Below are 13,212 nucleotides of genomic sequence, written 5' to 3'. Positions count from 1 at the left end.
GGTGCCGGACCTGATCCGGCACCTCCCCTCAAGTGAAAGCAGATGCCATGACCGCTGTTCGCGTTCTTGCGGCCACCGCAAGGACCCTGTCCCTTCTTGTCACATCTCCCGGCGCGCGATTTGCCTTGCCCCGCCCGCTGGACTGGTCGCTGTGCGATGACAACGGCACTCTGGTGGCCAATGGCACAACTGATCAGGTGGCCGTGTTCATCGACGGGCTGTGTCCGGCAACCCGATACCATATGACCTGTGATCTCGGCACGGTTTCCGTACAGACCCTGCCCTGTGCCGGTCTGATAGATGCCGCGGATTTCGGGGTTGATCCCGCACTGGCCGACAATTCGGATGCGCTGGCCCGCGCGATTGCCGCCGTGCCCGCCGGGGGCACCTTGCGGCTGGCATCCGGGCGCTATTTCAGCGGGCCGATCTTTCTGAAACCACAGATGACGTTGCTCCTGGACGCAGGCGCGGAACTTGCGGCAATTGCCGATCGCGTCGGCTGGCCGCAATTGGCCGCCCATGATGCAACCGGGCGCGTGATGGGCACCTGGGAAGGGCTGCCCGAAGCGGCCTTTGCCGCACTGATCACGGCGGTGGATTGCACCGGCGTAACGATCACCGGGCGCGGTGTGATTGATGGCGGCGGCGACCGGGGCGATTGGTGGACCTGGCCAAAAGAAACGCGTGAGGGTGCACGACGCCCGCGCACCGTACATCTGGCCTATTGCGATCAGGCCCGCCTGACCGGTGTAACGCTGCGAAATTCGCCGTCCTGGACATTACATCCCTATCGTTGCGCCGATCTTCATGTTTCCTCCGTGCGGATCGAAAACCCACCCGACAGCCCCAATACCGATGGGCTGAACCCCGAAAGCTGCACCCGCGTCACGATTTGCGGCGTCGATTTTTCGGTTGGGGATGATTGCATTGCCATCAAGGCCGGCAAGCGTGGCACGGGCCCCGACGCAGATCAGATCGCCCATATTGCCCCAACCCGCGATGTCACGATCAGCCATTGCCGGATGATGCGGGGCCATGGTGCGGTGGTGCTAGGGTCGGAAATGTCCGGCGGCATCCATGACATCACCATCTCTGACTGTGAATTCCATGCGACCGACCGGGGACTTCGGCTGAAAACCCGGCGCGGGCGCGGGGGCACCGTGAGCGGTGTCACCCTGACCCGTGTTGACATGGTGAATGTGCCGACACCGCTGGCGATCAACATGTTCTACTTTTGCGACCATGATGGAAAATCCGAGGTGGTGCAGTCGCGTATGCCTGCGGTGGTGGATGACACAACCCCGGTGATCCACGACATCACCCTGTGCGATGTCACGGCGCGGGGTGTCTCCCTGGCGGCGGCGGCGATCCTCGGGCTGCCAGAATCGCCTGTCACCGGCGTGCAGCTTTTCAATGTCCAACTGTCATACGACCCCGCCGCCCAGGCCGATGTGCCGCTGATGGCCCTCGGGGTCGCGCCGGTGCGCCATGGCGGCATTCTGTCGGAATTCGCCGATGTGGCGGGCACCATCACCGAGATCCCCTATCAGAAGGAGTCTGTTGCATGCTGATGGATTATTTCGACCGCTATGCCGAAACCTATCAGCCGTACAAGACAGGCGCCTGGTGTTACGAAGACGGGTTGATCTATCGTGGGTTGGAACTGCTGCACCGTGCGACCGGCGAAGATCGTTGGTTGACGCATATCCTTCGGCTGATTTCGCCACAATTGCGCGATGGTCCAACGCTCGCCGGTTATGCCGCCAGCGATTATAATATCGACAATATCAAATCCGGCAGCACGCTGCTGTACCTGCATGAAGTGACAGGAGAGGCGCGATATCTCGACTATGCGGCGGTGTTGATGGATCAACTCGCCACCCATCCGCGCACAAGAACCGGCATCTATTGGCACAAACTGCGCTATCCTTGGCAGGTCTGGCTGGATGGTCTTTACATGGGGCCGCCGTTCCAGATCGGCTATGGTCTGCGCCGCGGGGATGAGGCGCTGATTGCCGATTCCCTGACCCAGATCGGGCGCGCGATGGAGCTGACATTTGCTCCCGCAACCGGGCTTTATGCCCATGCGATGGACGAAGCGCGCAAACAGCCATGGGCCGACCCCGACAGCGGCCGATCCCCCACCGCCCATTGGGCGCGGGCATTGGGATGGCTGGCGATGGCCCTCGTGGATATCGCGGATCTGGTCGGACCGGCAGGTTTTGCCCCGCTCAAGGCACGCACCGAAACGCTTTTGGCCGATGTTGCCGATCTGCGTCAGCCGAATGGCCTGTGGCTGCAAGTGATCGAACAACCCGACCTGAAAGGCAATTATACCGAAACCTCGGCCTCGGCGATGTTCAGCTATGCCCTGTTGAAGGCGCGGGATCTGGGGCTCTGGTCCGGGTCGACAGATCACATCTGCCGCACATTGACCGATTTCGCGCTCAATCCGCGCACCGATGGCACCGGTCATGAAATGACCGGGATTGTGCATGTTGCCGGACTTGGCCCGTTTGAGGGTCGTTATCGCGACGGCAGTGCGGAATATTACCTGACGGAACCGTTAAAAAGCGATGATGCCAAGGGCGTGGGGCCCTTGATGATGGCCATTGCGACCGATCTTGCGCAATCCGACCTCAAGGCGCTGGCGCTGGCCGGACAATGAGCCAGACAGCCCGGCAATTTTCACGCCCCAACGTGCTGGACGGCACCGACGGTGTGGCGTGGTTGCCGGGACCGCTTGTCCACGCCAAGCCGGACTATCTGGTCTGTCGTGGCACGGCGGGGGCTTTGCCGACGCTTCAGGCCGCGATTGACCGGGCGATTTACGACAGCGCCATAGAGGATACTGTCAGCGGCACCAAAACCCGGCGGGTCATCCATATTGCGCCGGGGTTTTATGAGGGTCCGACCATAGTTCCCGCCAGCGCCCCGCCGCTCAGTCTTGTCGGGGCGGGGGCCGACAAGACCCTGCTCGCGGCGCGGATTGATGCCCAAATGCCGGGCCGCGAATTTGCAGACCGCTTTGGCGCCGATTTTGACACCGCCCATCCCGATACCCAAAACCATTTTGCCACCCTCGCCGCGCGAGAGGTGCTGACCACCGGGAATACATCGGTGTTGCGGATTGCACGCGACGATACCTCTGTTTCCGGGATGACCATCCGAAACCTCTATGCCTGTGATCGGGTGGCTGCCGCCCCGAAGGGTGCGGTGCCCGATGCCGAAGGCCGATTTTCACAAGGCCAGCATCAGGCCGTGGCGTTGCATGTCGCCGGGGCCGACCGGGTCAGCCTGTGTGATCTGACCCTCGAGAGCTTTCAGGACACCCTGTATCTTCAGGCCGGGCTTGGCCCGTCCCGCACATTGCTGCGGGATTGCACCATTTCCGGCGATGTGGATTTCATCTTTGGCGGCGCAACCGGATATTTTCAGAATTGCACCCTGCGGACCCGTGGCGTGCGGGGCGCGCAAAGCTGGGCGGTCGCGCCCTCTACGGCGCTGCACCGGCCCTATGGGTTCGTGTTTGATGGCTGTCGCTTCACCCATGACGGGGCCGAGACCGGACAGAAGGGGCGCAGCTTTCTTGCCCGGCAATGGTTCGAAGGCGTGCGCGCCTCACCTTATGGCCGACCCACCCTGCCCGGCTATTGCACCAGGTTGACGGATCGCAATCATCTGGACGGAACCCGGGGCCAGATCAGCCAGACAACGCTTGAAGCGGTTGGAAAGTGTATTTTGGTCAATTCCGATCTCGGGGACCACATCAACCGCGCAGCCCCCTGGGATGACTGGGGCGGCCCCGCATGGTCCCCGCGCTATCGCCCGGTACAGGCAAACGCGGCGGATTTCCTTAAGTATCTGGGGGATTGGTTGGCCGACAACGGCGCAGGTTATGATGACCTTGATCCGGACCCGCCTTGGCTGGCGGTTCTGTTGCGCTGAAACCCGGCAATCACACCTTCGCCCAGCTCAAGCGTATATCGCTCCAGGGCCATCAATGCATCATCCGCGGCGGTGACATCGCGCGCGGCAATGGCGTCCGCCAGCGCGGTATGCAGCACCACGATCTGTTCGCGCGACCGGGCGGAAAAGGTGATCATGTTCATCAGCGGCTGCATCGCCTCGACCGCGCCGGCCAGTTGATAGGACAGGATCGAATTGCCCGCCGCATCGACCAAGGCCCGGTGCAAGGCCACATCCGACGCACAGAAATCTTCGTCACTCAGCCCCTCGCTGCCCTGACGGGCGATTTCTGCCCGCATTGCCGCCAAATCGGCATCGCTGCGCCGCGCACAGGCCAGCGCGGTGACCGATTTTTCCAACGCATACCGCGCCTCACAGGCGACCGAGAAGCTTATCCCGTTGATAGACAACAACAAAGTCGCGTTTGACGCATGTTGCACCTGCGCCTCTTCATAGGAAAGCCGCCGCACAAACGCGCCGCCAAATGCGCCCCGTTCGGTTCGGATCAGCGATTGCGCCGCGAGACGTTTCAACGCCTCGCGCACCGTGGGGCGCGACACGTCAAACGTGTCGGACAGATCCGCCTCAGAAGGCAAACGGTCATCCACCGTCAATTCCCCGGACAGGATGGCATCCCGCAAAGACTTGGCGATCTGGGCCGGAAGATCGGCTTTTTTCTGTGGTTTTGGCTTTTTCATTTGTCTTACATTTAATTGTAAGGCAATTATAAATGGAATCGCCGATCAAGGCAACGCAGGTCATCAAGAAAAGGAGCCCCCCATGTTCAAGGCACTGCTGGTTGAAAAAGACGCCGACGGCAAAACATCGGCGCAGGTCGCCGAGGTCAGCGAAGATCAATTGCCAGAGGGGGAAGTGACGGTTGCGGTGGAGTATTCCACGGTGAATTACAAAGACGGGCTGTGCATCGGCCCCGGTGGCGGTCTGGTGCGCAATTATCCGCATGTGCCCGGCATTGATTTTGCCGGCACGGTCGAAACCTCCGACGATGCCCGCTACAAACCCGGTGACAAGGTTGTGCTGACCGGCTGGCGCGTCGGTGAAAACCGTTGGGGCGGCTACGCCCAGAAAGCGCGGGTCAAAGCCGATATGCTGGTACCCCTGCCCCAAGGTTTGACCACGCATCAGGCGATGGCGGTTGGGACCGCCGGGTTGACCGCAATGCTGGCGGTGATGGCGCTGGAAGATCAGGGCATCACCGATGGGCCGGTTCTGGTCACCGGTGCGGCGGGCGGCGTGGGGTCGGTTACGACCGCGATCCTTGCAAATCTTGGGCATCAGGTGGCCGCCGTGACCGGCCGACCGGAGCAGGAAGATTACCTGAAATCGCTGGGCGCCAGCCAGATTGTGGCCCGCGACGAATACGCCGAAACCAGCCGCAAACCGCTGGAGGCCGAGGTCTGGGGCGGCTGTGTGGATGCGGTGGCCGGTGTCATGCTGGGCCGGGTGCTGAAACAAATGCAATATGGATCGTCGGTTGCGGCGATTGGCCTGGCCGGTGGGGCAGCGATTGATGGTGCATTGATCACGCCATTTATCCTGCGGGGGGTGAACCTTCTTGGCATTGATAGCGTGATGCAGCCCTTTGAAAACCGGCAACGGGCCTGGGCGCGAATTGCCCGTGATCTGCCGACGGCCAAGCTGGACACCATGGTGCAACCGGCAACGCTGGCCGAGTTGCCGCAATTGGGGCGAGATATCCTGAAGGGGCAGGTCAAGGGCCGGGTGGTCGTCGACGTCAACGCCTGATCCCGCGCTTTTGGTCCGGCCCTTGAAACTGTGGATGGATCGCGACAGAGTCGGTGCCAGTGCCGTGGATCCGGCGGCAGATGGGAAAGGCGGCACCATGCTGGCAATCGGCACATTGGCGAAACGCACCGGCACCAAGGTGCAGACCATCCGGTATTACGAGGAAATCGGCCTGTTGCCAGAGCCCGCGCGCAGCGCCGGCGGGCAACGGCGCTATGACACCGCGACGCTGGACCGGCTGGCCTTTATTCGCCACGGCCGCCAGCTGGGGTTTCCACTGGACATGATCCGTGGGCTGCTGGATCTGACGGATCGCCCGCATCAGGATTGCGCTGCGGTGGACAGCATTGCCCAGCGGCATCTGCGTGAGGTGGAGCGCCGGATTGCCCGGCTGGAGGCGCTGAAAGTTGAATTGGACCGCATGGTGCAGCAATGCGAGGGCGGATCGGTCGCGGATTGTCGGGTGCTGGAAGTCCTGCGCGACCATTCCGAATGTCTGACCGACCATAACCCGGAATAGCGCCCGCCCCTTGACCGGCGCGCGCGGGGGGGGTGCTTTGAGGGGTCAGAGGGGGCTCTGCCCCCGGCCTTTGGCCCCCCCGGGATATTTTTAAACAGAAGAAGCCCCGCGTTGGCACGCCTATCGGTGTCATTTGCGGGCGGTGTCCTGTGTTTGGGGGACAGGGGGCGCGCAAATGCATCCGGTATTGGGCCATGAAATCGTCTTTTGCGGTCATTATTCATTGCAAATGAAATGAACTCTCCTAAAGTCGCGACATGGACAACAGCAGTTTGGATTTTCAATTGGCAGAGTTTCTGCCCTATCGTCTGGCGGTGGTGGCAGAGCATCTGAGCCTTGGCATGTCGCGGCGATATCGCGCCGATTACGACATTTCGATTGCCGAATGGCGGGTGTTGGTCAATGTGGCCGATCGCGGCGCCGTGTCGGTGCGCGACATTGAACGTGAAGTGCATCTGGAGAAATCCAAAGCCAGTCGCGCCGCAACCAAGCTTGAGGCGCGCGGGCTTGTCACCAAGGAGACAAACACCGACGATCGCCGGTTGGTGGTGCTGATGCTGACCGATGCCGGACGGGATCTGATGATTGAGTTGAAGCGGATCGCCAGCGAATATCAGACACGGCTGGAGACCCTCCTGGCGGAGGATCTGGCCGGGTTGAACACCGCAATTGACAAATTGCTGGCCGAAGATTTCTGACGCCGAGGATCAGCCGGGTTTGTAGACGCGATTGGCCTCTGGATCTTCGCTGGAATAGGGCACGGCGGCCAGCGCCGTGGCGACCTCTGCCGGGATCGGGGCATTGGCCCAATCCAGCGTTTGTGCAAGCCGCTCTGGCTTTGACACGCCGATGATTGTCGAAGTTATCCGCGGATCTTGCAGCGAAAATTGCAGCGCGGCGGCGCCGGGGGCAATGCCATGTTCGGCGCAAAGCGCCTCGATCTGGCGCACCGGGGCCAGGGCGGCATCATCAGCCTCTTGATAGGTGACGCGCGGCATCACGGCGCTGCCCTTGGCCAAGACACCCCCGGCATAAGGCGCGGCATTCAGCACCGCCATGCCCTGATCCACGGCATAGTCGAACATGTCCGACGCCGACCGGTTGAGCAGCGTATACCGGTTGTGGCTGATCAAGGCATCAAACGGATAGGCGCGCAGGATCGGATCCATCACATCCAGCCGGCCCATCGCCAGCCCCACCGCCCCGGCAATGCCTTCTTCCTTCAGCTTGAACAATTCATCCAGCGCGCCGCCATCGCCGGTGATTTCGCTCAGATCACGGGCATGTTCCGGGTCGTGCAAATGCAGCAAGGGAATATGATCCAGCCCAAGCGCTTCCATGCTTTCGGCGATGCTTTCGCGCACGCGGGCGGCATCAAACCGGCCCGTTTCCATGTCACGATCCAATTTCGACGACAGGACAAACCCCTCTGGCAGGCCGCCGTTCGCGCGGATGGCATCGCCGATGCGCTGTTCCGATCGCCCCATGCCGTAATTGCGCGAGGTGTCGAGGAAATTCACCGGACCGGCGAAAATCGCCTCCAGCGTGGCGCGCGCGCGATCCTCGGACACCGAATAGCCATAGGTGTCGGGCATGTCAGACAAGGAGGATGTGCCGTAACACAGGGGGGTCACCATCAGCCCAGAGGACCCGAGGGGGCGTTTTTGCATCTGACACCTTTCTATTCATTGGGCCGATGACCGGCGCTTTGTGCACAGGATAGGGATAGAACCCCCGGTGTCGAGTGGATTATCGGCGGCGGCCCCCCGAACCTATCCGGTCAAACCGGCATCCTGCAATTGTTCCCGATCCGGCAGATCGCGCAGGGTTTCCAACCCAAAGGCAATCAGGAATTGATCCGTGGTGACAAAGGTATATGGCGCGCCGCGCCTTGGGCTGCGCGGACCCATGGCAATCAGTTTGCGGTCCTGAAGTCGGCCGATCAGATCGCGGCTGATGTCCTTGCCAAAGATGTCTTTCAGCCCGTCGCGCGTCACCGGCTGATTATAGGCAATCGCCGCCAGAACCGCGATGTCAAAGGCATTGAGATCAAGCAATTGCCCGCCGACATCCGCCGCCGCCCGGATTGTGGCGGCATAGGCGCGTCGGGTGCGCAGAACCCAACCGGCGCCAGCCTTGGCCACCTCGAAGGCCCGCCCCTCCAGATCGGCGGCCAGATCGTCAACCAGCAGATCGACCGAGGCGCCGGCCCCAACCACCCGCGCCAGATCCTCGCGCGGGACCGATGTGGCAGAGGCAAACAAAACCGCCTCGATGCGGCGCATCCATTCCCGCCAGCGCAGTTCCGGCGGCAGATCAATCAGCTCTCGGTCGAGGTCAGGCTCGGAAGTTGGTTTGGCCATCGTCACACCCCATACAGGCGAAAGCTGTCGCGGCCGGTCAATTCGCGCACCACACCGAGATCGACCAAACGATCACAGAACCGCCGCGCCGCACGATCCGAAAGCCCCACCCCATCCGGCGGGGTCGAAAGTGCCAAAGGCGCAATGGCGTCACGTGTGAGAAACAGTGCCACCGCCGCCGCCGCCGGTTTTGCCCGCAATTTTGGCGTCACTGCGCGCAGCCGCGCGGCGCGGCGTGCCAGATCAGCGGCCAGCCCCAGCGTGTCAGGCGCGGATCGCAGGATCGCGCGGTGACAGGCGTCGCGCAACTCTGCCCCGGTGGCCCCAAGCGCCCGTCGCGTCAGCCCCGTGGCCAGCAGCGGGATCACGTGATCCCAGCCCAAACCATCCGCCAGCACCGCATCGCCAAGGATCAAGGCGGTGGTTTCGGCGCGCGGGGCCTCGGCGATGACGGTTTCGATCACCTTGGCGGCCCGTGGGATCGGCGCGCCCTGACCCGATTTCAACCAGATCCCGATCTGGTCGGGGGAATGATGCGGCAAAGCCCGGCACAGATGGCGCAGCGTGGCGGGCCGGCCCGTTGCCCGTTTCCATTGCAAATAGATGTCCCCCGCCGGGCCTGGCAAATCACCGGGGCGCATCAAATGCAGCGCATCCCGCAGCGCCGCCACGGTTTCCGGGCGTCCGGCAAAAGCCACACCCGCCTCGGCTGCGCGTAGCGCCAGACGGTCGCGCAACAGCGCCTGCGGCACCGCAGCATTGTCCAATTGCAAATGCAAACTGGCCAGCGCCGCACCCGACAGAAACGCCAGATCCTCTGGCACGCAATCACGCGAGGCGCGCGCCCAGGACGGCACCTGATGTCCGGTGAATTCGGCTTCGCCATTCTGCGGGGTCTTGGTTTTCATCCCCGAAGTCTAGCGCAGCGCGGCGCATTTCACCATAGGATTACCAATGAACCGCCGCCGGAATTTTCGCATTTTCAATCCGCGCGCATCATCCGCAATGGTTCCCCGATCTAGGCCGGTGCCCCTTGTTCTTTTGACGCGCGCCAGTTCAACGCCAAAAGCCCAAAGAGGACGGCTGCACCGACCACTTCGACCGGGAAAGACGGCCAGAACACAGCAACAATCGCCGGAACACCGACCAGCCGCTGCCAGACCGGGATCTCGGCAAAGAGATACCCCTCAAGCAGGGCGGCGAATGCGACGATCACCAATATTGCGATTGCGCCGTTCCACAGAACCAATGGCAACGGCCCGCCAAGGATGATCGATTCATTGTAAACCATGAACAGCGGGATCAGGTAGAGACCCTTGGCGTATTTCCACGCCTGAACAGAGGTTTCCATCGGTTTGGACCCGGCAATTGCCGCCCCGGCAAACCCGGCCAGCGCTACGGGGGGCGTGACATTTGAATCCTGGCTCCACCAGAAGACCACCAGATGCGCGACCAGAAGCGGCACGCCAAATTGTTCCTGCAGGGCCGGCCCCACAAGGATGATCAGCACGATATAGGCCGCCGTGACCGGCAGGCCCATGCCGACAATCAGGCTGGCAATCACCACAAGGATCAGCGCCAGGAACAGGTTGCCGCCGGAAAAGGCCAGCATCATCGCCGAGAATTTCAGCCCCAGCCCGGTCAGGCCGACAACGCCCACGATGATCCCGGCGACCGCACAGGCCATCGACACCGCCACCGCATTGCGCGCGCCCAGTTCCAACGCCTCCAGCGTTTTTGACACACCGGCCTTGGCCAGGGCGATCAGACCTTCGATGCTGCGGTCTTCGGCGAAATACTTTAGCAAACCGCGCAGCACCGCCGCCGCGATCACCGTCAGGATGGCGTAATATCCGACGCGCATCGGTGAATAGCCCGCAACCAAAAGCCAGACCAGGGCCACCAGCGGCAACAGAAAATGCCAGCCCTCTTTCAACACGTCCCGCACCCGTGGCAGATCAGAGGCCGGCAGACCCTGAAGCCCCTGCTTCAAGGCCGCGATATGCACCAGAAGATAGACCGCGCCGAAATACAAGAAGGCCGGGAAAATCGAGACCAGAACAATGTCGATATATGGCACGCGGGTGAATTCGCTCATCAAGAACGCGCCAGCCCCCATCAGGGGCGGCATGATCTGACCACCGGTCGAGGCCGCAGCCTCGATCCCACCGGCCTGGGCCGGGCGATAGCCCAACCGTTTCATCAGCGGGATGGTAAAAGCACCCGTGGTCACCACATTCGCAATGGCACTGCCCGAGATCGAGCCCATGCCCGCCGAGGCCAGCACCGCCGCCTTGGCCGGGCCGCCGCGTTGGCGCCCCGTGGCGGCATAGGCCAGATCAATAAAGAATTTTCCCGCGCCGGTGACCTCTAGAAAGGCACCGAACAGCACAAAGACATAGATGAATGTCGCCGCGACACCCAATGGCAGACCAAAAATGCCTTCGGCCCCCAGGGTCAACTGGCTGGCCAACCGGTCGAGAGAATAGCCGCGATGGTTCAGGATGCCGGGCATCAGATCCGCCAGCCAGGGCAATTCCCCGCGCCCCCCCGCGAAAGCATATGCAATGAACACCGCGCCGATGATGGTCATCGGCATGCCAATCGCGCGGCGGGCGGCCTCAAGCACCACCAGCGTTGTGATAATGCCGACCGTCACATCCTGGCTGCGCGGCACAATGGCGTTGGCGATGGCGTCGATATTGGCGGGCACCCAATAGCCGACCAAAATACCACAAAGGATCAGCGGGCCGTCAATCGCCCAGCCCAACACCCCACGCGGCTTTGCACCGGTCACCGGATAGATCAGGAAACACAGCACCAAAATGAACCCAAGATGAATGGGGCGCTGAAAGAACAGACCCAGCGGCTGTAGCCCGGCCGCATAAAGCTGAAACAATGACAGGGCGATGCCAACCACGGTGATCACCCGCAAGACAAGCGCCGGTTGTTGCGGTTTGGGCGTGATTTCGGCTGTACCGAGGTTTGGTTCGCTCATTCCTGGGGTCCTTTTTCCAGTGCCACCCGGACACGTTTTCGCGCCGCAACTGCAGACAGGGATATTTCGGCATCATCGGTGCGCAGGCGATGATCCACCGCCGGGCCGCCAGGCCGCAGGATATAGCTGTCACCGGGCACGGGTTCATCCAGATCTTCGATCCAATAGCCGCCTTCGCCATCGGACAGCTGCCGCCCCCGGCCAATCAAATGGCCAAGACCGGCGGCAAAATCCGGCTGATGCGAGCGGACAAGCACCATATGGCCGCCGCGGTTCTCATAGCAATCGGTAACTTCGAAACCCTGCACCGAATGACGCCAAAGCACGCACCATCCTGCCCCGTCGGCCACCGGCAGGCGGACGATTTCGGTGCCATCCTTGGCAAGCGTTGCCGTCAGCACGCGGGTCTGGGCCACGTCGGCCCGAAGGTCGCTGGCCCGAACTTCGCTGGCCTGTAGAACACTGGCCAGAACAACGGCCAGAACAGCGACCTGAGCCGACGCCATAAGAAAGAGGAGGGCAAAAAGCCCCCCTCTGATCCTTGATGTCACGGCCGCAGATCATCCGAAATGGTTGCGCCGGTTTCTTCGTAGTAACGAATTGCACCGGGATGCAGCGGCACAGGTGTCGCAGCCAGGGTGAATTCGATGGTGGTTTCATTGGCCGCCGGATGCACCGCGCGCAGTTCGGCGATGTTTTCAAAGATCGCCTTGGTGATCTCATACACCGCGTCTTCGTCCATTTCCGACGATACGACCAGCACATTGGGGATACCAAGCGTCGCGACATCTTCGGCCACACCTTGGTACAGACCACCGGCCAGAACGGTTGGCGCGAATGTCGGGTCTGCGGCATCTGCGGCTTCGGCCTGTTCCGCAGTCAATCCGATCATGCGGATGTCATTGGTGGTGGCAAGGTTCAGGATCGACGAGGTCGGCGCGCCAACGCTCCAGAACCCGACGTCGATGTCGCCATTGGCCAGCGCATCCGCAGTTTCGTTGAAGTTCAGGCGCTGTGCGTCGAAATCATCAAACGAGATGCCATTGGCCTCCAGCAGGGTGCGCACATTGACCTCGGTGCCCGAACCCGGTGCACCGACCGACACGCGTTTGCCCTTGAGATCGTCAATTGACATGATGTCGGAATCGGCCATGGTGGCGATCTGAATCATGTTGGCATAAAGCGATCCAACCGCGCGGATCATTGGCAATTGCTGGCCATCAAACCGGCCCGTGCCGGAATAGCCCTGCTGAACCGTGTCGGCCAGACCAATGGCCAGATCGGCGTCGCCAGTGGCAATCAACCCCATGTTTTCCACCGATGCGCCGGTCACTTCGGCGGTTGCGGCGTAGCCTTCGACATGTTTGTTGATGATTTCGGCAATGCCGCCACCCATCGGATAATAAACGCCACCGGTGCCGCCCGTCGCCACAGAGATCTGTGTCTGTGCCAGAACCGGCGTGGCCGCCATCGCGGCCAGAAGTGCGGTGATTCCCAGAATTTTCATTTTTTTAGTCCTCCCTTTTTATGGGGGAACTCTATGGGGTGGGTCCGATGATGCAAGGGGAATGATAAGTTGACATCGCTCAGACATG

At 61.7% G+C, this 13,212-nt stretch carries 13 protein-coding genes; 6 read left to right on the top strand and 7 right to left on the bottom strand.

Going from position 1 to position 13,212, the window contains the following annotated elements:
- Nucleotides 1–47: 47 nt before the first annotated feature.
- From Q4577_RS14400 to Q4577_RS14390, 3 genes are read left to right on the top strand one after another with little or no spacing between them, the layout of a single operon-like run.
- Nucleotides 48–1,571, top strand: a complete 1,524-nt coding sequence (locus Q4577_RS14400) for a glycoside hydrolase family 28 protein (RefSeq protein ID WP_303470212.1) — start codon at nt 48–50, stop codon at nt 1,569–1,571.
- Nucleotides 1,565–2,668, top strand: a complete 1,104-nt coding sequence (locus Q4577_RS14395) for a glycoside hydrolase family 105 protein (protein ID WP_303470214.1) — start codon at nt 1,565–1,567, stop codon at nt 2,666–2,668. Before Q4577_RS14400 ends, Q4577_RS14395 begins: the two co-directional genes overlap by 7 nt.
- The gene (locus Q4577_RS14390) at nt 2,665–3,948 is read left to right on the top strand and encodes a pectinesterase family protein (protein ID WP_303470216.1); all 1,284 of its coding nucleotides are present in this window, start codon (nt 2,665–2,667) and stop codon (nt 3,946–3,948) included. The genes Q4577_RS14395 and Q4577_RS14390 overlap by 4 nt, the downstream gene beginning before the upstream one ends.
- Here Q4577_RS14390 and Q4577_RS14385 read toward each other — a convergent pair.
- The gene (locus tag Q4577_RS14385) at nt 3,897–4,667 is read right to left on the bottom strand and encodes a FadR/GntR family transcriptional regulator (RefSeq protein ID WP_303470218.1); all 771 of its coding nucleotides are present in this window, start codon (nt 4,665–4,667) and stop codon (nt 3,897–3,899) included. The genes Q4577_RS14390 and Q4577_RS14385 overlap by 52 nt on opposite strands.
- Nucleotides 4,668–4,749: 82 nt before the next feature.
- Here Q4577_RS14385 and Q4577_RS14380 point away from each other — a divergent pair, with 82 nt between their 5' ends.
- From Q4577_RS14380 to Q4577_RS14370, 3 genes are all read left to right on the top strand, one after another.
- Nucleotides 4,750–5,736: an acryloyl-CoA reductase gene (locus Q4577_RS14380; RefSeq protein WP_303470220.1), complete on the top strand. Its 987-nt coding sequence runs from the start codon at nt 4,750–4,752 to the stop codon at nt 5,734–5,736.
- A 97-nt stretch (nt 5,737–5,833) separates the two neighbouring features.
- The gene (locus tag Q4577_RS14375; protein ID WP_303470321.1) at nt 5,834–6,256 is read left to right on the top strand and encodes a helix-turn-helix domain-containing protein; all 423 of its coding nucleotides are present in this window, start codon (nt 5,834–5,836) and stop codon (nt 6,254–6,256) included.
- Nucleotides 6,257–6,513: 257 nt separating this feature from the next.
- Nucleotides 6,514–6,954 (top strand): MarR family winged helix-turn-helix transcriptional regulator, encoded by a 441-nt coding sequence (locus Q4577_RS14370; protein ID WP_303470221.1) that lies wholly within the window; start codon nt 6,514–6,516, stop codon nt 6,952–6,954.
- Between the two features lie 9 nt (nt 6,955–6,963).
- Here the strand turns inward: Q4577_RS14370 and Q4577_RS14365 are convergent, their stop codons facing one another.
- The 6 genes from Q4577_RS14365 to Q4577_RS14340 form a co-directional block, all read right to left on the bottom strand.
- A complete protein-coding gene (locus tag Q4577_RS14365; protein ID WP_244691116.1) occupies nt 6,964–7,926 on the bottom strand; it encodes an aldo/keto reductase in 963 nt (320 codons plus the stop codon).
- A 102-nt stretch (nt 7,927–8,028) separates the two neighbouring features.
- On the bottom strand, nt 8,029–8,619 hold the full coding sequence (locus Q4577_RS14360; protein WP_303470223.1) for an SMC-Scp complex subunit ScpB: 591 nt from the start codon (nt 8,617–8,619) through the stop codon (nt 8,029–8,031).
- Nucleotides 8,620–8,621: 2 nt separating this feature from the next.
- On the bottom strand, nt 8,622–9,527 hold the full coding sequence (locus Q4577_RS14355) for a DUF1403 family protein (protein ID WP_303470225.1): 906 nt from the start codon (nt 9,525–9,527) through the stop codon (nt 8,622–8,624).
- 110 nt (nt 9,528–9,637) lie between these two features.
- On the bottom strand, nt 9,638–11,617 hold the full coding sequence (locus tag Q4577_RS14350; RefSeq protein ID WP_303470227.1) for a TRAP transporter permease: 1,980 nt from the start codon (nt 11,615–11,617) through the stop codon (nt 9,638–9,640).
- Nucleotides 11,614–12,168 carry a DUF1850 domain-containing protein gene (locus Q4577_RS14345; protein WP_303470229.1) on the bottom strand — a complete coding sequence of 185 codons (555 nt, stop codon included), beginning with the start codon at nt 12,166–12,168 and terminating at the stop codon, nt 11,614–11,616. Before Q4577_RS14345 ends, Q4577_RS14350 begins: the two co-directional genes overlap by 4 nt.
- On the bottom strand, nt 12,165–13,124 hold the full coding sequence (locus tag Q4577_RS14340; RefSeq protein WP_244691112.1) for a TAXI family TRAP transporter solute-binding subunit: 960 nt from the start codon (nt 13,122–13,124) through the stop codon (nt 12,165–12,167). Before Q4577_RS14340 ends, Q4577_RS14345 begins: the two co-directional genes overlap by 4 nt.
- Nucleotides 13,125–13,212 lie beyond the last annotated feature (88 nt).

It is taken from the genome of Marinovum sp. 2_MG-2023 (genome assembly GCF_030548265.1).
In the GTDB taxonomy this organism is placed as follows: Bacteria; Pseudomonadota; Alphaproteobacteria; order Rhodobacterales; family Rhodobacteraceae; genus Marinovum.
Note: the sequence above shows the minus strand (reverse complement) of the source record. Positions and strands in the feature narration are given on the sequence as shown.